The following is a 21207-nucleotide window of genomic DNA, read 5'->3' on the forward strand; positions in this document are numbered from 1 at the left end:
ATTCATCAGGTACCACTTAGTTTCAATAATGGGAATGTCATCAAAAAATAAGTTCAACCAATTGTGGTTTTATTTTGTTATATTATCGGATACTAAATTTTATAACATTTAAATTTTTACAATTTGGCATTAAAAAAAGCAGGATTTTTCAGAGGGCCACGTATGCCCTTCAAAAAAAAGGAACCCGAACACAAGATCAATGAAAGGATTACCGCATCAGAAGTACGTCTGACTGGCGAGAACGTCGAAACCGGGATTTATCCATTGGCAAAGGCCCTGGAGCTGGCGGAAGAACAAGCACTCGATCTGGTAGAGATCTCACCCAATGCGGTCCCTCCCGTTTGTCGCATCATCGACTACAGTAAGTTTCTCTATGAACAGAAGAAGAAACAAAAAGAGATCAAGGCAAAAGCTAAACAAACCATCATCAAAGACATCCGCTTCGGGCCTAACACCGACGACCATGATTTTCAGTTTAAGCTGAAACATGCGACAGCCTTTCTTCAGGCTGGAGAGAAGGTGAGGGCTTATGTGCACTTCAAAGGACGCGCAATAGTTTACAAGGAGCGTGGTGAAATCCTGCTGCTGAAGTTTGCTCAGGCACTGGAGGAGTTTGGTAAGGTCGAGCTATTCCCAAAACTGGAAGGCAAACGTATGTTTCTGACCCTCGGGCCGAAAGCCGCGAAGAAATAATTATTTATCGTCACATAAAAGCTTGTCAGGATAGGTCAGTGTCTACATTGATCTTTTCTTTGGCAAGCTCCTTATCATCCTGATCCGCTTCGGGTGCATCATTTTTATGTTCTGAAGCAGGATCATACTGAAGATCCACACACATTGGAAAATGGTCAGATCCACAGGCATCCATTCTTTTGATGCTGCTGAGGGTAAACTCCGTGGAGCAGAAAATGTGATCTAAAGGAAATCTCAGAAAGAAATATTTAGCATTGAAGCTGTTGAAGAAACCTCTTCCACGCCTTGGATCGAGCAAACCGCTGATCTTGGTAAACAACTCCGTAGTATAACTCCAGGCTACATCGTTCAGGTCGCCGGCTACAATTACCGGAAGTTTGCAGGACCTGGCTTTCTCAGCCACCATCAGTATCTCCTTATCCCGTTCTGTGGATCTCGGGTTTTCCTGAGGCACCGGAGGTTGAGGATGCAGGCAATACAATTTTACCAGTTGTCCTGATTTAAGTTTTACTGCCGTCTCTATAGAGGGGATGTCTTCTTCTACGAGGTAATGTATAGCCCCCTCATCAAGTGGAAGCCTGGAATACAGCAACATGCCGTAAGTGTTTTCCAATGGTGCCTTCAGCTGATGGGGATAATCCTTGCTGATGCAATCCATTTGATCCTGCCACCACTTATTGGTCTCTACCATAAGTATGACATCAGGATCGCATTTTTGAATCAGCTTATGGTAGTCGCCCGACTGCCTGTTTTCCTGGTATACATTGGCAATCAGCATCCTAAGGTTGTTGTCGCCTGCAGGTTTTCTGCTTTGAACGATCTGTTTTTTTCCCAGTATGGTAAAGGGATAAATCTGGTAAATAAGGTAGCAGCTATTGATGAACAGCAGGGCTGTGAGCACCTGTCCGTTGAGTTCTGTAGGAAAAAAGAAACAAAGAATGAGCATCAGCAGCCCAATGTTCAGCGTCAGCTTCTGCAGCCTTGGGTATTCAAAAACCCTGAAAATCCAGAAGTCATGTCTGATCAACGGGATCAGGGTGGAAACAATCAGGAAAGAGCTGAGGTAGACGAGTGGTAAGGGTAGTGACAAAATTTGTAAAGTTAAAGATGTGGCTGCTGGATAATGACAGTGCCGTAAATATGGTGAAAAATAAATAAATTGTGCTTTTATTCCCGGACAACAATTACTTAGGATGGAAAATTACAGTGTGGTACTTATTATATTGGCAATCACAATTGGAATGCTGGCTTTTGCCGGTAAGCTAAAGGTATCCTATCCCATGTTGTTGATTGTTGCAGGAATTGCGATTGGCTTTATCCCGGCCTTGCCACACGTCAGTTTAAATCCAGAGGTCGTGATGTTGATCTTCCTGCCGCCCTTGCTTTATGATGCGGCGTTCAACATCTCTTTTGATCAGTTTAAAACACACATCAGCACCATAAGTACACTTTCATTAGGACTGGTGTTTCTTACGACCTGTGGCATTGCGGTGATCGGTTATTACTTTATCCCCGGGATCAGCTGGTCGTTGGCCTTTGTGCTAGGCGCTATTTTGTCGGCCACCGACGCTGTAGCCGCGCTAGGTGTCACTAAAGGGCTTGGCTTATCAAAAAGTACGGTGACGATCCTGGAAGGAGAAAGTCTGGTGAACGACGCGTCGGCATTGGTTGCTTACCGTGTGGCGGTAGCTGCTGTGACCGGAGTATCCTTTGTGTTCTGGAAGGTGAGCCTGATGTTCGTGGTGGTGCTCGCCGGTGGTTTTCTGGTAGGACTGGTGCTGAGCATGATCTTGAGGATGATGCTGAAGTGGGTAAGGACTGACCGTCTGGTGGTCATGAGCCTGCTGCTGCTGATGCCATTTGTAGCCCTCATTGGATTACAGTTTCCATATGTGCTCCGCGAATTGCCGGAAGGTCAGATTTTACCAAACATCGGATATGCACTGCTGATTACGATAGTTGTACTGGCGTTGCGGATGATACAGGTGTTTTTACAGCGAAGACGCTTGCAAAAAGGCTATTCGGCTGGTGTGCGTGGAGTGAAACAGGAAGCTCTCCTTGACGTGAGAAATAGCTTTATCATCAGCTGGTCAGGGATGCGCGGCATTGTTTCTCTGGCAATTGCCATCGGATTGCCGGAAACACTTGAAAATGGGCAGCCATTTCCAATGCGGGAAACCATCATCTTTATCACCGTTGCAGTGGTGTTGTTCACCCTTTTAGGTCAGGGCCTTTCACTGCCCTGGATCGTAAGGAAGTCCAGCTCCGGACATTAAAGTTGCTGAACTTTGAAGCTGTTATTTTCTTCCATACAACAGGAGAGGGCTGAACGCATACTGTTTTTTTTGTTGGGTTAATGTTTCGCAGCTACTTCTGTAGGGGTTAGTCCGAACTCCTTCTTGAAAGCATAGGAAAAATGAGAAAGGTCTTCAAACCCGACCTCCAGATAAATATGACTTGGTTTTTCATTGTTTTTGCTGATTTGAAAATACGCCTCTGCCAGTCTTTTTCTTTTGAGCCAGCTGCCGGGATTGGTTCCGAAAGTTTTCTGAAAGTCTCTTTTAAATGACGATAAACTTCTTCCACTAAGAAAAGCAAAGCGCTCCAGGCTGATGTTAAATCTGAAGTTACGGTTCATGAACGCTTCCAGGTTTATTTTTTCGGGAATGCCGAAATTGAAGAAAATATCGGCCAGCTGAGGATTGTTCTTCAACAGAATCAGCAATAGTTCCTCACGCTTCAGGTCTGCAAATGTCTGATCGATCTGCTGACCACCCTGATAATAAGGAGCTAATGACTGGATGAAATTTTTGATCAGCAAATCTTCCTCTATAAATAAAAAGGAATGGTCATTTTCAGATTTTTCTACTGAAGTAGGATGTTTGTACAGAAAGTTCTTCAGGAAGATCTCGTCGAGTGTAATAATTATTTTTTCAAATGCATCATGCTGATCTCTATATTTTGTGTAACGAACCAAGTGGTTTTTGCGTGCAATGCAGTAGTCGCCGGGATTCATGGCATAACTCCTGTTTCCATCGAAGGCTTTCATCGACCCATTTAGCAGATAAAGAAAGAAATGCTCCGGAATAAATTGTTCCGGAGATATTTCAGGGCCTAAATGACAGGATTGTATATTGTTGAATTTCACCTCGCTGTTTTTTACTTTGATAAAGTTAATCATTTCATCAGACTGTCTGCACTTGCGAGCAGTGCTTCTTCTTTGCTTTTGGGTAGCCAACCCAATATGTTTTTTGCCTTATCGTTGGACATTTGTTTGTAAAATGCTGCCGGAGTGGGCTGCATCTCTGCGATATGTGCTGCCCAATGCGGTCTTTCATTCCTGAACAAGCTGGCCACATCATAAAAGCTCATTACGCCGTCTGAGCTGGCAATGAACCGCTCTCCTGCAGCATCGGGATGATCCATTGCAATGATATGAAGTGCGGCGACATCTCTAACATCGACTACCCCCATGGTAAAGTCCGGGCTTTCTTTTGTCGTGCCGTTCAAAATTCCTGAAACAGCGATGTCGAGTGATGCAGAGCTGATGCCCCCGATAACAGGTCCAAAGATTCCTACCGGATTGATAACAGTCAGTTCCATTGGGCCAGTCTGGTTGGATATAAAATCCCAGGCTGCTTTTTCCGCCACCGTTTTTGATTTGATATAAGCCGGAAGGTCAGCGTTGACATCCGTCCAGTCAGCCTCAGTAAACTTCCGGTCTCTAACATCTATGCCATAACCAACGGCGGCGAATGATGAGGTGAGTACTACACGTTTCACCCCTGCTGTTCCTGCTGCTGCCAAAACACGTAAGGCACCATCCCGGGCAGGGATGATCAGTTCATTTTCATCCGCCGGATCCTGAGCAGGGAATGGGGAAGCGATGTGCAGTACATGAGTTACGCCTTTCATGGCTGCGTCCCAGTTCACATTACTGGTTAGATCTGCCTCGAAGAAAGCGAGTTTTTCAAGCTCCCGGTCGATCCCTGCTTCTTTCAGGGCATCGATTATCACATTCCTCTTGTCCAGTGACCGGAGTGTCGTATGGACCTGATATCCGGCTGTTAATAATTTGAGTATGGTATGGATGCCTACGAATCCGGTACCGCCTGTCACTAAAACTGTATTTTTCATTTTGTTAAATTTGGTACCCCAAAGTTAGCTGCTATTATCATTTCATACTTTGCTGTGAAGTCCAGTTTTATTGTGTTGTGCGGGTCATTATGTGTTACAGTGCATCTAAAAAATTCAGGTATTGCGGTACGCTTTTTTCAATCCAATCAGATGAGGAGTTGTATTCAAGTCCGTAAAAGGCGAAAAATGGCCTGTAGTCAGCTTTGACATATTCGAAGCTCAGCTCGAAGGGGCGGGTGAGTTCTTCCAGTGTGTATTTGTAAATCCCTGAAGGCTGATATTCATCTTCATCAACACCTACTGACATGGCCAGTGCGATCTTTTTTTCCGCAACCTTATAGCCACTTTTACTACCATAGGCCCAGCCATGCACCAAAACATCATCCAGCCATTTCTTCAATAAGAAAGGGCAATTGAACCAGTAATATGGAAATTGAAATACGATTTTGTCATATTGCTCCATCAGTTTTTGTTCGGCCGGCACGTCAATTTTTTCATCCGGATAAGTTTCATGTAATTGGTGAACGGCATACTTGTCAGGAAATTTATTCAGTTCTTCGATCCATCGTTTGTTCACAACAGAATTTTTGATATCGGGATGGGTAACGATGATTAATGTTTTCATTGTATCAGTTTTAGATGATCTGATGCAAAAATAACTCCATAGCCTGATTTTTGTATGCTGACAACCAATTGTAATGTACTATCAAAAATGTAAGTAATGTCTAAAGTCAAAGAAACGTGAACCAACTTCGCTAACAAACAATGCCTGACGGATGAATGTTCGGAGCTGCGTGCAGCCAACATCATCGGTGGCCAGTGCACGCTGGTCATTTGCGACTGCCTGCTAGATGAAAAACTTAGATTTGGTGGAAAACAAGGTAGTCACTTGGACTGTGTATGCAGAAATGCCGCCAGGAGTGGAATATGAGCTGACTGCAATGGGATAAGAGACATAAAAACCTGATCGGAAGATTTTTTCTGGAAAATATTAATGAGTCAGGATGAGGAATTCTGGCGGAGCCCCTCTGTTCGTCAGAAGGGCTGTAACAACAAGCATCAGAGACCTAGATGGCCTCTACGCCTTCAAAGACATCACCAAATCTGGCGAAGGTTTGATGAGCGCTATTCAGTGCCTGTTCAACTTCTTTTTCATTTTCTATTCTATTCAGCACTGCTGTAAATGCAGCCCATTTCTGACCAGAGGCTTCACCATATCCGCTGAAGAACGAAAAACCTTTGGTAAGACCACCTTTCTGCAGCATTTGTACAATATAGGGGCCACCCATGATGGAGCCTTCCAATACGTACAGTGCACCCAAAGCCTGTGCGAGGTTGTGGATTTCCGGAGCAGCGGCAGCAGGCAGATCATCAACAGTACCACCCAAGTCTTCAATGTCCGATTTGATGAAGGAGGCATTTCTGCGCTCAGCAAGATCAGGCAGTATGTCGGTGGTGAGGAAAGGCGCAACCGCTTGTTCTACTGCGTTAAAATAGGCATAAAAATGTTTCAGCAGGTCTGCATAGTCAGCTTCACTGCGTACATTTTTTATACGTAAAACTACTTTTTTCTCTACTTCCTGGTGAGGCGTCCTGGTTGCTTCTTTGATTTTTGTACTTAGCATATTCTGGTATCTTGATGTATTTATAACGTCTTGCAGGTTGTTATGTTATCTTTTGCCAAAGGTAAGTAGTTGGCAGGCCAGAACGCCATAAAAGATTAATAAATTAGTTTGTAGGCAGCCTGGGGCAACTTCATACTTATTTGTTGCCTTTCGCTTTTTTTCCAAATTGTCTCGGATAATAAGAGATGGTGGTCATGAAATATTGTCGCAGTACATTTTGAGTGCCGAGGGTAAAACTGTTAAAATCGCCATAGTTGATCACGCTACTGTTCTGACGCAATAAATCCAGTGCTGAAAATTTGATCTCTGCGTTGTTTCCTTTGAGAAAACGGTACTCGGCGCTGGCGTTCCAGATGGTGAAGTTGATGTTTTCAGCGCCCGATGAAGAGCTGTTGTTGAAGGTGATGTTGCTGTTCAGTTTGAGTTTTTTCGTCAGCAGGTAACTGGTATTCAGGCTAGTTCCCAGATTTTTGCCGCTGTACTTTGTGTTGAAAGCCTCCTGCTTGGATTGATAGGTCTCAAATGACTGGATCGCCTGGGCTGCGAGCTTTCCTTTACTTGTAAAATGTATACTTGCGTTGGTGTTGGTATTCAGGTTACTGGAGTAAGTGAATTGGTTGTTGGTAAAACCCGGATTTCTGTTGGTATTAACCTGGGTGCTCAGGTTCAATTGAAGCTCTCCCGATTTCAACTTGTAGGCCTTATTGATATCCCCGCTGAGGTTAAGGTATTTGTGGCCATTGGCATTCACAAGATAAACTGTCCGTCGGTTCTGATCGTCAATGTTGATGCTGTCCACGATATTGTCATTTATCAACCCTGCGGAGATCCTTAAGCTGTAGTTGAGTGCATTTTTTTCTCCCTGGTCATAATGGCTCATACTGAAGGATAGTTCTTTTTGCAGGGCTTCTCTAAGATTCAGATTGCCTCGCTGTAGATTGTACAGGTTAGTGCTATCTGTGAGTGGTGCCAGCTGTTGTATGGTCGGAATTCTTAGTGTGGTCTGATAACTTAAGTCAAAGCTTTTCGAGTATTCACCATATTGATAGTTACTATACCTGATGCTGCCATCAGGTGCAAAGTTCTGATAATTTCGTTTGAGATTTTGAAAAGCCCGGTCAGATTTGTTGTCCTGAATAACGAAAAGCGCTTTGGGATGAAAGGACAGCGTGAACGATTTATGATAACGGTTGGATAGGCTTTTATAAAATGGTTTTTCGATACTGAGTCCTGGTGTCTCTTCGATCGTATTGGTCTGCAACTGGTTACTCAGATAAGTGTTGCGGCGGTAGTTATTGGATAAGGTATCCAGATCCTCTACACGATTGTCGTTTTTATCTGACTTGATGACCAGGTTGTTGGTCATCGTAGCATTGAATCCTGCCAACCTCTTGTTGCCGAAGATGATGGATCTCAGGTCAGGAAGACTCATATTGATCTGTTGTCTGAGGCCTTCGTCGGTTGCATGATAGCTACGGTTAAATTTCCTGTTGGCTGTAGGGTCGGTGAAGGATAGAAACTCCGTCATATTTAAATTTTGCCGCTCATTGTCGTAGGAGGAAAGATCATAACTCGCATTAAAACTTCTGAAGCGCATGCTGCTGGTGATGACATTGGGGGAATATCGGTAATCTGCCCTCAGTTTAAAACTCCTGTTATTGAAGTTGCTGGTGTTCATCGTATTGTTGGTACTTGTCAGTTCGTTTTGCAGATTTCCTGCATTGCGGAAGGTCTGGTCTGTACTTTCACCATCATTGATGTTTACAGATTGGGAAAGGTCGAGGTAGTTACCCTTTTTGGCAAGTTTGTAATATGAATCAAATCCATGGGTAGTACTGGAAGATGAGTTGATTGTTTTGGCGCGCTCAAAGACCTTTTCTGTGCCACCTATGGTGGTGGTCGTCTGAGTTTCTGATTCGTAATCGCTTTTTTTACCACGCAACACGTAATTGGCCTTGAGTTCGCTTTTCTCCTCGTAAGTGGGATTTTCAAAGAAGTTGTAGGTCATGCTGGCCCCTCCGGCACTTGGTCTGTTAATTCCCGTCTGCCGGAAGTCAGGCTGGTATTCAACATTACTGCTTACACCCCGAAAGGTGCTGTTTCTCATCATGTCGTTCAGGTTATTTGGTGTTTTATTGACGTTATTCATTGCAGCTACCAGGGCGAGTTGCATCTTCGGACTAAACATGTTGATGCTGGCGTCTGTTTCAAATCGTTCCCTTGTACCGTACCCGGCACCCAACTTACCAAAGTAGCCAACGTCTTTGCCTTTTTTGAGCTTCAGGTTCATTTCCAGGGTGGAGTCCTGTGGGTTGCTTTTATCCCTGGCGGTATTATACACCTGCACCTTCTGCAGCGCATTTTTTGATATATTTTGCAGTGCGATTTTAGCATCATCTCCAAAGAAAGATTTACCATTGACTTTCAGGCTTTTCACCTCGCTGCCATTGACGGTGATCTGTCCGTCGCCCCATAAGGTGATGTTGGGGATTGCCCGGAGCATATCCTCTACAGTCGCATTGCTGTCCAGCTTAAAGGCTGCGGCATTGAATTCCAGCGTATCACCATTCACACTTACCGGGGGTACGGAGATGACGACATCATCCAGTTGAATATCCTTTCGGTTGATCACGATGGTTTTAAGATCGACAACATCCTGTGCCTTGCTGATGCTGAATTGTTTGCGGGCGGTAGCATAGCCAACATGATTGACATCCAGTCGGAGTGGAAGATTTATGGGGAGGTTTTTGAAGATGAATTCACCATAATTATTGGTGACCTGGTAACTGATCAAGGTGCTGTCTGCCGCTTTGTAGACGGATACGGTAGCCGATTTTAGCACGTAATTCTGCGCCGTATCTCTTACAATACCTTTAGCTGTTCCGGAATTTGCAGGGTTGTTTTGCTGGGCGCAGAGCATAAGAGAGAACACACTTAACAAAAATGTGATCGTCAGCGAGGTTAATCTGGGCATGGAGCGTTAGTTTTTCTTTGGTTTCAGTTGAATGATAACAGGGTTGCTTTTCTTGTCCTGGGTTTTAAAATAGGCGCTGAGCAGGGGATCGTAAACCCTGTTTTTGCCTTCGTTCTGTTCCTTGAACTTAAACATGAGCAGGGAAGAGTAGCTGGTGTAAAAAAAGGTGCCGTCAAAATGGAGAAACCCATTGTTGGCAAAATCATAGTGTACGCCTGCATCCGTGATGGGCAGAAATTGCGATAGGGAATCCGGCTCTATGTCGGAAATAGAGGTCAACATGTTGTTTTTAAGGTTGTAGATGAACGCTTTTCTTTCATCCTGGCCCCAGGTCCAGCTGTTGGTCTTGAAGTAGAGGTTGTCGCCTAGCTGATAGGGATTTCCGATGGCAAAAATAGCCTTCGGGTTGGCTTGAAAATATGCCTGTCGTTTGCCCCTATAAACCGGATTGCTCCGGAAATCTGCAGGAAGGGAATTGTTTGCCGGAAAGATCATTCGGTAGGCAAGAGACAGCTTTTTGGAGGTTAGTCTATAAATGTTGTATTCATAGGCGGTGAGGAAGAAAAATTCGTCGGGCACGCCGTAGTTGATCAGGCTCTCTCCGCCGGTAAAAAACTGGTCATTCTTGTACCGGTCTACGGAATAGGGGAAATAGCTTTCTATTTTTTTCTTTTCTTTAACAAGGCTGATTTCATAATAGGTGCTGTCCTTTTCTTTTTTGTCAAGATAACCACGGTCTGCTACGGTACCGTCGCTGAACTTGTAGGGACTGTCATACACTTTTTTCTTGTCTATCATTACCTTACTAATCCGTTTGCCATCCAGGTCAAAATTAAAATAGTACTTGCCGGACTGAAGCCTGATGATGGATTGGTTATCTTCAGTTTTGATTTCAAATCCATAAAAATCCTGATTGTCTTTATTGTCAGGATCTTTCTCAATCTTGCTGGCGCCAATCTTGGCTTTATATTTTCCCTCCCGGGTAAAGATCAGGATTGCTTTAGTGTCATAGTCGAAGATCACATAGCTGTCATCGGTCATACGCAGCTGGCTGATGGAACCAAACAAACTTTCTTTTGTGGTTTCCAGGGGGATAAATTTGATCTCTTCAAATAGTTGTGAGGCCGCAGCACCCCTGGCGGAGGAGGGGTCAATACGCAGGGTTCTCATTTCAGAGCTATCAACTTTGCTGGCCTGGGCCATCGTTTGAGCACAGAAAAGTAAGCAGATGATGAAACTGCTAAGAGCGATTTTTAGCATACAGATGTTTGGTTTGGTTCGCTAATATATCAATTAATTGAATAACAGGCTAAAACAATTTTTCTGTCTCACAAGCGACCTTAATATGTGCTTTCCAATTCCTGCGTTTCATTAATTTTCATTTCAATCCGTTACAGATAAAAGCATTATATAAATGAATGAATATTTATTTATATTTGTAGTCTTATGCGGGTACGAGATATAGATAAGGTACAATTGGTGAAAGAAAAAGCGATTGAGCTGATCGTTAGAGATGGACTGGAAGGCTTTAGTATGAACAAGCTGGCTAAGGCATGTCAGATTTCTGTAGGCACATTGTACATTTATTATAAGGACCGGGACGACCTGATCGTAAACGTGACGATTGAGGAGATGCGGGCGATGGAGGAGGTGATTGTGAAAGACTTCGATCCGGAAATGTCCTTTGAAGCTGGGTTGCGTACACAATGGAAAAACCGCTTTCGTTACGTCATGGAAAAGCCCCATATGAATCTTTTTTTTGATCAGCTGCGTAGCTCCAGCTACCAACAGGAGGTTCTCTCAGAAAGAATGACGGAGTTTAAAGCCAGCATGAGCCGGTTTATGCAGAATGCAGTTGCCAGGGGAGAGATTGAACCCCTGTCTTTTGAGATATACTGGTCTCTTGCCTTTGCACCCCTCTACAACCTGCTGAGAATGGACCGTGAAGGCAAGAAACTGGATGGTACCTCATTTAAAATCACCGATGAGGTATTGTGGAAAACATTCGACCTGGTGATCAAAGCCCTTAAAAGATAATTATTATTCAGATCTGACGATGGAACAACAACAACCGGCAGCTTTTACAAGCTACCAAAAGTTTATCATTTTTATGCTCGCCCTGACACAGTTCACGGTGATACTTGATTTTATGGTGATGTCACCACTTGGCGACATGCTGATGAAGTCTTTGGACTTAAAACCTGCCAACTTTGGGATTGCGGTTTCAGCCTATGCGTTCAGTGCAGGGCTATCAGGTTTGCTTACTGCGGGCTTTGCTGATAAATTTGACCGCAAGAAGCTGCTATTGTTCTTTTACATTGGCTTCATCATCGGTACCATATTTTGCGGACTGGCGCAATCTTATGTCGCGCTCGTCGCCGCGCGGATCATCACCGGTTTGTTCGGCGGGGTCATAGGTTCTATTTCTCTGGCCATTATGGCTGATCTTTTCGCATTACAGCAACGGGGTAGGGTAATGGGTTTTATACAGATTGGCTTTGGAGCAAGCCAGGTACTTGGCGTACCGATCAGCCTCTATCTGGCAAATGCCTGGGGATGGGAAGCGCCCTTCTGGCTGGTGGCGGTAGTTAGCATTGCCATTGCGATATTGATTGCCTTTCAAATGAAACCCGTGGTCGCACATTTATCTGCACAGACGGATCGATCGGCTGGAAAACACCTGCTGCACATCATTGCTAAGGGCAATTATAGAGTTGGTTTTGCGCTCACGGCCTTACTTTCCATCGGGGGTTTTATGATGATGCCCTTCGGCAGTGCCTTTGCGGTAGCCAACCTCGGCATCAGTAGCGAACAACTCCCAATTTTGTTTATGGCCTCCGGAATCTGTTCCCTGGTCATTATGCCACTCGTAGGCAGGCTCAGTGATAAAATTGACAAGTTTAAGATCTTTGCAGTTGCATCGATTTGGATGATGGTCATGTGTGTCGTATACACAAATTTGGGCCCCACAGCCTTGCCGGTAGTGATCTTTTGCAACATCCTGATGATGATGGGGATATTGAGCCGTACCATACCCGCTTCGGCTCTGACAAGCGCGATACCGGACCTGTCCGACAGGGGTGCTTTTATGAGCATCAACTCCTCACTACAACAAATTGCAGGGGGTATCGCCGCCGCGGTGTCTGGATTGATTGTTACGCAGCCGTCAAAGGGAGCTCCGCTGCAGCATTATAATGTGGTAGGATATGTTATTGTTGTCATTTCGATCATCAGTATCCTGTTGATGTTACGGGTAAGCAATATGACTAAAAAGAAGATCGCAGCAAGCAACAAGACACTGCCTGATGAACCAGTAGTTCTGGAAGCCATTTGATCAGTAAATCGTTAGCACCAGAGCCTGTTTAAGCCTCATTTAAGCGCATTGCGCGTTTACTTCAAACTGAAACGGGCAAAGTAAATTCCCCTGCCGGTGATTTTTGCTTACTTTTACGGAAAAAAAATATGCCTTTTAGTTCCCTGGGTCTAACACCTGCCTTGTTAATCGCATTGGCAGATCAGCAGTTCAATGAGCCTACTGCTATTCAGCAAACGGTAATACCAGCCATTTTAGCTAAAAAAGATGTGCTAGGCATTGCTAAAACCGGTTCTGGAAAAACTGCTGGTTATGTCCTGCCGGTCTTAACGAACCTGCAGCAATCTTTAGGACCAAAAAACCGGCATGCGAATGTATTGGTACTGGTGCCTACGCGTGAACTTGCAGAACAGGTAAAAGAGGTGTTTAAGACTTTTAGCACATCGTTGCCTGAAGCGGTGAAGACCCTCGCAGTATATGGCGGCGTTTCTATCAATACACAAATGATGGCCCTGCAGGGTGTAAATGTACTGGTTGGTACTCCTGGTAGGTTACTGGAGCTTGTGGCCGCAAATTCCGTAAACTTATCCAGCGTGGAGACGCTGATATTGGATGAAGCAGATAAAATGCTGAACCTGGGATTTAAAGAGGAGGTGAACAAGATCATTGCCTTGTTGCCTGCCAAACGCCAGAATGTTTTATTTTCCGCTACGCTGAGCAAGGATATTGAGCACATCCATCAGCTCCTTTTGCATGATCCGGTAGTGGTTAAAATTGAAGAAGGGGAGGATTCGCTGGAGCTCATTACCCAAACTGCCTATATCGTGTCTGAGGACAAAAAAGGTCCTTTTTTACGTTCGTTGATTAAGAAACACCGCATGAAACAGGTGTTGGTATTTGCGTCATCCATTCATCAGGTGGAAGCCATTGTCAATAAACTCCAGAAAAATAAGATTGATGCCAAAGCTTTCCACAGCAAAAAAAGTCAGGGGAACAGGACAGATAGCCTGGCACATTTTAAATTTGGCAGAATTAAAGTGCTCGTTGCGACGGATCTGATGGCCAGGGGAATTGATATTGATGGACTTCCTTATGTGATCAATTACGAATTGCCACGGTCACCCAAAGACTATGTACACCGCATTGGACGTACAGGCCGTGCCGGAAATACCGGAGAAGCCATTTCACTGGTGAGTCATAATGAGTTGCATCATTTTGAAGTGATCCAGAAAAAAATGGGTAAGCAGGTACCCTTGATCGATTCTGAATCACTGACTTAGTACATTTCGAACTTTTGGTTCTGGCAATTTATATCTTACATGACCAGAGTGATACCGCTGTTTTCAACGTTGATTATTGTTGGTACTTAAATTGCGGGCGGTTTACAGCAGCTTTCAGATCAAATGATGCTCGAATCTAAATTATGGTATTACTTAATGTGACCACTCATGGCTGGGCAGTTCTGGCGATGGTGGTGTTGGCAGTTTTGATGGCTGTAAAAATCTTGAAGAGGACTAGTGGAAGGGCCGCTGCGGTTGGCATTAGTTATGTTTCCATTATCGTTTTCGTCCTATTGATTTGCGCTACCACCCTTGGTAACATGCTTGCTGGTTTCATCTATAATGTGACGACTTTGCCCAAGTATGAAGCCAGGGTCGTTGATGTGAACGGACGATGGGACCGCGACAGTAAGGGTAGACGGGCCATGATCTATACGCCAATTGTTTCTTTTAGAAATGCTAATGGTGCTGAGGTCAGGTTAAAGACTGATATGGCATCCGGAGCGAGACCCGATATAGGAGAAATAATTAAAGTTGGCTATACCCCGGGAATGGAAGTAGCCGAAGAAATTTCTTTATCAAAGTACATGCTGATTGGAGGGGCGGGTGTCATGTTGCTGCTCATTGGGTATTTTCTGTTTGGAGGAATATACTATGCCGTAGGAAAAAATATGAGCGGATATTTTTTGTTTGGCAAAAATCTGGTCATGGGATTCATTATGCCTCTAGGCATGTTGTTGTTGTTAGGTGGAATGGGGTATGCGCTATTTCTTTACTTTAGCGGCCAAAAGCCAGACATGCCCATGTGGGCAGTTGTCGTTTGCGGCTTTTTCAGTGTGATATTGTTCTTCTCGTTTATAGGATATGTCAGATCTTACCTATTTACGAGATGGGAGTCTGTCAATTTAAATCAGTAAGTAATTGGGAAATAGTTGATGTCCGGTAGTTTTTTGTGCCAATGACAAGGCAGGTCGTTATATTTGGTCGATGAAAAAGGGAGATTGGCTTCCTCTTTCATCAATAAACCGTCGAAAACAAATATTTACACCTAATGTCTAAACTCAAACACATTTGTGCAATCGCCATTTTTCTGGTTGCACATCAATTTACGTCCTTTGCGCAACAGCTGGGGGACGCCGGGAAACTTGAAAAAGTGATCTCCAAGGCCATTGACCGCGCCTACCTATCGAGTGTCCACATCTCACCCTATGATACCGTCAGGAAAGGCGTTACCAACTCCGTATTCAGTGGAGTAGTCGTTTCCGCAGAAGGGCATATTCTCACCGTTGCCCATACCGCGAAACCCAATGAGATTTATCAGGTTACCTTTCCTGATGGTGCGCAGCATCTGGCTGTCGGACTGGGGCGCATGGCAATCAAGTCTGCGGAGGGTAATCTGGATATGGCCATGTTGAAAATTCAGAAACCTGGAAAATGGCATTTTGCAGAGATCGGCTCAAATGCAAATATGAAGCCTGGACAAGCCTGTATCAGCATCTCTTATCCAGGTACCTTTAATAAGAAAACTCCGAATATCCGTTTTGGTAAACTGTCGGACATCAATTTTGATGGCGGTTTTTTTATTTCCACGTGTAAAATGGAGCCCGGGGACTCTGGCGGTCCATTGTTTGACGCTGAGGGTAAGCTGATCGGTATCCATAGTTGGATCGAGCCTGCTGAAGCGAGGAACTTTGAAGTCCCTGTTGAGTTGTATGTCAGGTACTGGTCTGCTTTGAACGACTCCACCAACTATCAGGAACTCCCGGAAGCAGATATGGCGCGACCTAAACCAACTCGTGCAAAGGCCATTATTGTGCCTGACTGGAAAGATATCACAGGTCTTGCAAAGATAGGCGGACCAGCAGTACTTCTTACCGGACGGGAATCCACGAGGGAGGAAGCAGATACAGCTGTAAGTATCGAGAAAGCGCCCTTTATCCGTGGTACGGTCATCAAATATGTATCTGATGCAAGGAATTTTACCGGTATCATCAGCAAAAATTCTGAGATTTCAGCGGCTCCGGCGATGATCGTAGATGGACGAAAGATTGCTTTAAAAATCTTGAAAAGAGACATTGCTAATGATCTCGTTTTACTCGGGACGGATGTGAAGTTAGCACATGCATTGCTGTTGACTGATGAAATCAGACCGATTGAACTGGACTACAAAAATCTTGGAAATATACTGGTGTCGCCTTTGGATACCACCCTTCGATATGGCGTGTTGAGTCATGCGTACACTGATATGCCACTGCGCTTTAGCAGTGGTTTCTTTGGTGCTAACGCCACCTTTATTAACCAGCGGATCACCATTACTGATATCGCGAAGGGGAGTGCCGCTCAGCAGTCGCTGAAGTTGAAAGACCAGGTAATGGCCATCAATGGAATTCCGGTAAGTCAGCCCGCAGATTATGGACGTGAACTCATGAAGTACATGGCCGGTGATTCGATCAGTCTGGATGTGATCAGGGATGCGTCGCCGCTACACGTCAATATGTTCCTCCCGGAACGTCCGCCGATGCACCATGCGGCAACACAGTTTGCTGGCGGCCGAAGTACGCGGTCCGATGGTTTCAGAAAAGTGTTTGTGCAGGATGCTACGATAAAATCTGAAGAATGTGGTGGGCCTGTATTCGACCGCACTGGCCGTTTTATGGGTATTAATATCGCCAGGCACAGCAGAACCTCAACGATTGTCATGCCGACAGAGGTTATTGTCGATTTTGTGAAAAATAGCCTTCAGAAGCCAGAAGGTGCTTAATTTAGCGTTGATGGTGATCTGTGACAAAAAGCTGTAAAGATTTAGCGATGCCTGCTGCGAATAATAACGGCAGTCGCACACTTAAGAAATGACTGATGACACATAATGATGACCTGGACGACCCCTTGATAAAGGAGGTATCTTCAGGTCATCATTTTTAATTAGAACCTATGAAAATATCCGTTTTACTCATCCTAATTTGTGCTGCGCTTTTTGTGCAGCCTGCATTTTCTCAGGAAACCACCTTTACTCATCTTGTTAACCTTGCTGAAGGTGACCTGAATAAGGATGGTTTGAAAGATGTGGCTATTGTGACACAAGATACCACTGATCTGAAATGGCCTTATCGCTTACAGATTTTCTTTGGCAGGGCAGACGGCAAGAGGGATCTGATGCTCACGTCTATGACGGCCGTTGAACCGCAATACCCGGATGGGAAAGGTAATGGCTACATTGATGCAAATTTTGATCAGCTGGAAATCCGGAACAATGTCCTCAGCATCAAAGTTCAGCTGACCAGGGGAATGTTTGTCCACAAGTTCAGGTATCAGAATGGGCGCTTTGAACTGATTGGTTTTACACATGGTGCGTCGGATGGGGTGGGTACAATGTCGGATATAGACTTCAACCTTTCAACAGGTGATTATGTAAGTAGAGAGGAGCGTTATGATACCGGTGAAGTGATCAGTCATAAAAAAGGGAAGAAACTCATCAGACCTTTACCAGGACTGGAGTATTTCAAGCCTTTCAGTACAGATTGGTATTAAAAGAAGATATGACAGCATCTGAAAACCAAAACTGACAACTGACTGTTGGTATTTAAGAAACTATCTACAGAACAAGGGCTGAAAACCTTGTTTTCGGAAAATAGCGCAATAAAAACCAATGTTTATGAATATAATAATCGGAGCATCAGGGCAGGTGGGCGGCGCAGTGGCCGCAGGGCTGCTGAAAAAAGGTAAGCCAGTTAAAGCTGTTGTGCGTGATGAGCGAAAGGTCAGTGAGTTGAAAGGTCAGGGTGCTGAAGTTGCGGTAGCTGATGCCTTTGATAAAGAAGCCTTAATCAAGGCATTTGCAAAAGGGGATACCCTCTTTGCCATTACCCCTGAGACCGGACAGAGTGACGATGTGCTGGGTGATACCAGGAAGATGCTGGACAACTACCGTGAGGCAGTGAAGGCAGCAGGGATTAAAAAAATAATGGCTTTGTCGTCCATAGGAGCGCAGTATGATCAGGGGACGGGCAACCTGCTGATGTCACACATGCTGGAAGCAGCTTTCTCTAACCTTGATGTCAAGATGACCTGTATCCGTCCTGCCTATTACTTCAGCAACTGGCTATTTCATCTGGATACAGTCAGGGAAAAAGGGATCTTACCCAGCTTCCTGCCTCCGGATATGAAAATTCCAATGGTGTCGCCGATGGATGTGGCCAAGAAGGTCGTTGAAATTATGACCTCTCCAAATCTGGCTTCGGACAGGTATGAGATTCACGGAAGAATGACCTATAGTCCGGAGGATATTGCAAGGGCCTATGCAAAGGCACTCAACCGGGAGGTTACTGTTCAGGAGATTCCGCGTGACGAATGGGAGAATACCCTGAAGGAAGCCGGCTTTACCACGGACGCAATCCGCAATTTTATAGAAATGACAGATGCAGTGATAGACGGACGGAAGCTATCGGAAACCGGGGAAGTTATCGTGTTTCCCGGAAAATCAAGGTTAAACGAATACATCGCCGAGGCAATTGCTGCAAGGCCGTAGGCACTTTTATCGTTTAGCATTTCATCTTTTCAGCAACAATGGGATTTTCGGCAATCCGCCGGTCAGCCCATTTTCTCAATTCGTCAATAAGTGGAACGGGTTGAATGTTGCCTGACTAAGTTCTACATCACTGCGATTTAACACGCCTTCCTTCAGATTCAGCGCCACCAGACCTTGCCCGCGCAGCTTTGATCGCGGTGCTCCCAAAGCGGTAAGTGCAGTTTAAGCGGAACACCCTGGTTTCCCAGGTTTCATTGACCAGGTATTGCTGAGAAGGAATGGCACTGGTAATCCTGCTTTTCTGGAGTTTGAATACATCATTAGCGGCCAGCTTTAGGTCCAGCTTTTTATCAAGGAAGCTCTTTTTGAGACCCAGGTCAATGCCATACTGATGGTCGATGATCAGTGTACCATAGATTTGTTTCGACTGGTAATACCCGGAGAGCTCTACGCTTGCCGTTTCATTTAAAGTGATGCTCTGATTAGTGTTTAAGTTAAAGGCCAGTCGCCCGCTTCGATATGGTACACCCAGTATGTCTTCACTGCTGAATCTGTTATAATAGGCAGTAAGGTTGTTGCTACTGATCCACCATTTGGTCAGCTGGACCGGGTAACTTACATTCAGGTTATAGTAGTCCTGCGTGGATAGGTTCTGTTTGGAGATGAAAATGGTTTTCTTTGCCGTGTCAGTAAGCAGGATATCGGACATGACATCCGTGGTATGACTGTAGCCTGCGCTAATGTTGAGCGACTTCTTGTAGGAATAGGAGAGTTCAAATGCATTGGTATATTGAGGTTTCAGAAAAGGGTTCCCGTACCTGTAGCTATAGAGGTCTACGAATGACATGAAGGGGTTGAGCGATTCGTAGTCAGGGCGGTCTATCCGGCGACTGTAGGATAGGCCCATGTCGTGGTTATTGCTGATCTCCTGGTTGATGAAAATGCTGGGGAAGAGGTTGAGAAAATGTCTGTTGACAATTCTGTTTTCTGTGATCGAATTGCCCCTGGAGTTGGTCTGTTCCATCCTCAAGCCCAGCTGTACGGTGGTGGATTTCAGTTTCCTGTTCAGGTTCACATATGCAGAATTGATGTTCTCATCATAGAGAAAATGATTACTACGGCCGGGATCATTGATCCACTGGTCGCCAGTGAAATTTTCGAAGACGAAGTTGTTGTCAGTCTTAACGAAACTGGATTTTAAACCGAGCTCCAGTTTCATGTCTCTCCGCAGTGGGTAGCTGTAGTCCGTTTTAGCCGCCCAGATCCTGGTTTCTTTAGGTGTGGTGCTGCGAAAAAGATAGTCCGGTTTCAGAGTTTGCCCATTGGCATCGATGTAATGGTTATTAAAGCCGCTATTTTCGTTGTCCCTATATTGGGAGTGGTCGAGGTCAAAACTTATTTCCTGACCTAGTGTATCCAGTAAGCCCTTGTAATTTAGGTTAATTGCAATGCTACTGTATTTACTTCGGTATGGGTTTGTGGCAACAATGGAAGAGTCTGTTTTCAAAGGCTGACTGCCAATGAGGGTAAGTGCGTCACCCTCGTTTCGGCCATTATTGGTATAGCCATTTACAATCAGGCCCAGTGTATGCTGATCATTGAAGAAGTAGTCCATCCCCCCTTTGTAATTGATATTTTTTCTTTCCCTGGTGGTATAGTTCCGTTGATCAAAATAGGTTTTGTTGTTGATCGTATTGTTTACCCTGACGATATCGGTAGTACCAAACCGCTTGTCACGGCCATAATTGAGATCACCAAAGAGGTTAAATTTCTTCTCTCTGTGATTGAGCGTTAACCCGCTGTTCGCTTTATAAAAACGACCATAGCCGGCACCAGCAGAAATGGACCCATTGGTGCCATAGCTGCGGTTTTTCTTCAACCTGATGTTGATGATGCCCGAATTTCCGGCAGCGTCATATTTTGCCGATGGGTTAGTGATCAGTTCAATCGATTGTAGTGCATTTCCTTCAGTAGAACGCAGAAGGTTAGCCAGCTGGTCTGCGGAAAGGTAAGTAGGTTTACCATCGATCATCACATTTACCCCTTGTTTACCGCGAAGGCTGATGTTACCATCTTTGTCTACCGATACACCTGGCGATTTTTGCAGGATTTCAAGAGCGCTGTTTCCTGTGGCGATGGCACTGTTCTCGACATTGATTACCGTTTTATCAATCTGTCTTTCAATCAGCGGCTTTTTGTTGACAATTTCCACGCCTTTTAGTTGTTTGGCATCCTGCAGCAATTGCGATGATTCCAGCTGGTGGTGTGTTTTGTTTTTATCGATGAGGTAGGGTCCTTTGATTGCTTTTTTATAACCAATAGCGTAGAAGGCAATCAGGTAATGTCCTTCCGGAATGTTGTTGAACACGTAACTGCCATTGTCGGCAGTTAATGTACCTTTAACCACCGTCGAGTCTTTTGCATTGAGCAGGCTGACAGTTGTATATGGAAAGGGTGAGTTTGTTTCATCAAGCACAACGCCTGAAATCTCTCCGGAGCCAGGTGCGGCGGTTTGTCCCTGTGCTTTTAACGACATTAATCCAGGCAGCAGGATACACCATACGACTCTTTTTAGGTTATCGATCATGTCCATATGACGTCGGTGACTGGATTGACGTTTCATGAGGAAGTTGATTACTATACCAATTGTAAAAAGACGA

Annotated in this window: 17 protein-coding genes; 9 read left to right on the top strand and 8 right to left on the bottom strand. The window is 44.8% G+C overall.

Annotated features, from left to right (window positions below; translation table 11 throughout):
• The first annotated feature begins 123 nt into the window (after positions 1-123).
• On the top strand, positions 124-693 hold the full coding sequence (gene infC, locus PBAL39_RS04625) for a translation initiation factor IF-3 (RefSeq protein WP_008238830.1): 570 nt from the start codon (positions 124-126) through the stop codon (positions 691-693).
• Between the two features lie 25 nt (positions 694-718).
• Here infC and PBAL39_RS04630 read toward each other — a convergent pair whose 3' ends face one another.
• The gene (locus PBAL39_RS04630; RefSeq protein WP_008238832.1) at positions 719-1783 is read right to left on the bottom strand and encodes an endonuclease/exonuclease/phosphatase family protein; all 1065 of its coding nucleotides are present in this window, start codon (positions 1781-1783) and stop codon (positions 719-721) included.
• 103 nt (positions 1784-1886) lie between these two features.
• Between PBAL39_RS04630 and PBAL39_RS04635 the strand changes: the two genes are divergently transcribed.
• Complete coding sequence (locus PBAL39_RS04635; protein WP_008238834.1) at positions 1887-2969, top strand: sodium:proton antiporter; 1083 nt, start codon at positions 1887-1889, stop codon at positions 2967-2969.
• Between the two features lie 77 nt (positions 2970-3046).
• On the opposite strand, the gene PBAL39_RS04640 is transcribed toward PBAL39_RS04635, so the two are convergent.
• The 6 genes from PBAL39_RS04640 to PBAL39_RS04670 all read right to left on the bottom strand — a co-directional run bounded on the left by PBAL39_RS04640 (position 3047) and on the right by PBAL39_RS04670 (position 10689).
• Positions 3047-3874 carry an AraC family transcriptional regulator gene (locus PBAL39_RS04640; protein ID WP_008238835.1) on the bottom strand — a complete coding sequence of 276 codons (828 nt, stop codon included), beginning with the start codon at positions 3872-3874 and terminating at the stop codon, positions 3047-3049.
• Positions 3871-4830, bottom strand: a complete 960-nt coding sequence (locus tag PBAL39_RS04645; protein ID WP_008238837.1) for an aldehyde reductase — start codon at positions 4828-4830, stop codon at positions 3871-3873. The genes PBAL39_RS04640 and PBAL39_RS04645 overlap by 4 nt, the downstream gene beginning before the upstream one ends.
• Positions 4831-4924: 94 nt before the next feature.
• Entirely contained in the window at positions 4925-5455 is a 531-nt protein-coding gene (locus tag PBAL39_RS04650) for an NAD(P)H-dependent oxidoreductase (protein ID WP_008238839.1), read from the bottom strand.
• 442 nt (positions 5456-5897) lie between these two features.
• Positions 5898-6455: a biliverdin-producing heme oxygenase gene (locus PBAL39_RS04660; protein ID WP_008238842.1), complete on the bottom strand. Its 558-nt coding sequence runs from the start codon at positions 6453-6455 to the stop codon at positions 5898-5900.
• A 136-nt stretch (positions 6456-6591) separates the two neighbouring features.
• Positions 6592-9429: a TonB-dependent receptor gene (locus tag PBAL39_RS04665; RefSeq protein ID WP_157273898.1), complete on the bottom strand. Its 2838-nt coding sequence runs from the start codon at positions 9427-9429 to the stop codon at positions 6592-6594.
• Positions 9430-9435: 6 nt separating this feature from the next.
• Positions 9436-10689 (bottom strand): 6-bladed beta-propeller, encoded by a 1254-nt coding sequence (locus tag PBAL39_RS04670; RefSeq protein ID WP_083801694.1) that lies wholly within the window; start codon positions 10687-10689, stop codon positions 9436-9438.
• A 186-nt stretch (positions 10690-10875) separates the two neighbouring features.
• Here PBAL39_RS04670 and PBAL39_RS04675 point away from each other — a divergent pair, with 186 nt between their 5' ends.
• From PBAL39_RS04675 to PBAL39_RS04705, 7 genes are all read left to right on the top strand, one after another.
• A complete protein-coding gene (locus tag PBAL39_RS04675; protein WP_008238847.1) occupies positions 10876-11466 on the top strand; it encodes a TetR/AcrR family transcriptional regulator in 591 nt (196 codons plus the stop codon).
• Between the two features lie 19 nt (positions 11467-11485).
• Complete coding sequence (locus tag PBAL39_RS04680; protein ID WP_008238849.1) at positions 11486-12763, top strand: MFS transporter; 1278 nt, start codon at positions 11486-11488, stop codon at positions 12761-12763.
• Positions 12764-12891: 128 nt separating this feature from the next.
• Positions 12892-14022 (top strand): DEAD/DEAH box helicase, encoded by a 1131-nt coding sequence (locus PBAL39_RS04685; protein ID WP_008238850.1) that lies wholly within the window; start codon positions 12892-12894, stop codon positions 14020-14022.
• Positions 14023-14165: 143 nt separating this feature from the next.
• The gene (locus PBAL39_RS04690; protein ID WP_008238853.1) at positions 14166-14939 is read left to right on the top strand and encodes a hypothetical protein; all 774 of its coding nucleotides are present in this window, start codon (positions 14166-14168) and stop codon (positions 14937-14939) included.
• 134 nt (positions 14940-15073) lie between these two features.
• The gene (locus PBAL39_RS04695) at positions 15074-16783 is read left to right on the top strand and encodes a trypsin-like peptidase domain-containing protein (protein WP_008238856.1); all 1710 of its coding nucleotides are present in this window, start codon (positions 15074-15076) and stop codon (positions 16781-16783) included.
• 170 nt (positions 16784-16953) lie between these two features.
• The gene (locus PBAL39_RS04700; RefSeq protein WP_008238858.1) at positions 16954-17550 is read left to right on the top strand and encodes a hypothetical protein; all 597 of its coding nucleotides are present in this window, start codon (positions 16954-16956) and stop codon (positions 17548-17550) included.
• A gap of 124 nt (positions 17551-17674) precedes the next feature.
• Positions 17675-18547, top strand: coding sequence for an NmrA family NAD(P)-binding protein (locus tag PBAL39_RS04705; protein WP_157273899.1), 873 nt, complete (start codon positions 17675-17677; stop codon positions 18545-18547).
• Between the two features lie 127 nt (positions 18548-18674).
• Here PBAL39_RS04705 and PBAL39_RS04710 read toward each other — a convergent pair whose 3' ends face one another.
• Complete coding sequence (locus PBAL39_RS04710; RefSeq protein WP_050784307.1) at positions 18675-21170, bottom strand: outer membrane beta-barrel protein; 2496 nt, start codon at positions 21168-21170, stop codon at positions 18675-18677.
• Positions 21171-21207: the final 37 nt, after the last annotated feature.

The sequence above is a fragment of the Pedobacter sp. BAL39 genome, assembly GCF_000170795.1.
Classification (GTDB): Bacteria; Bacteroidota; Bacteroidia; order Sphingobacteriales; family Sphingobacteriaceae; genus Pedobacter.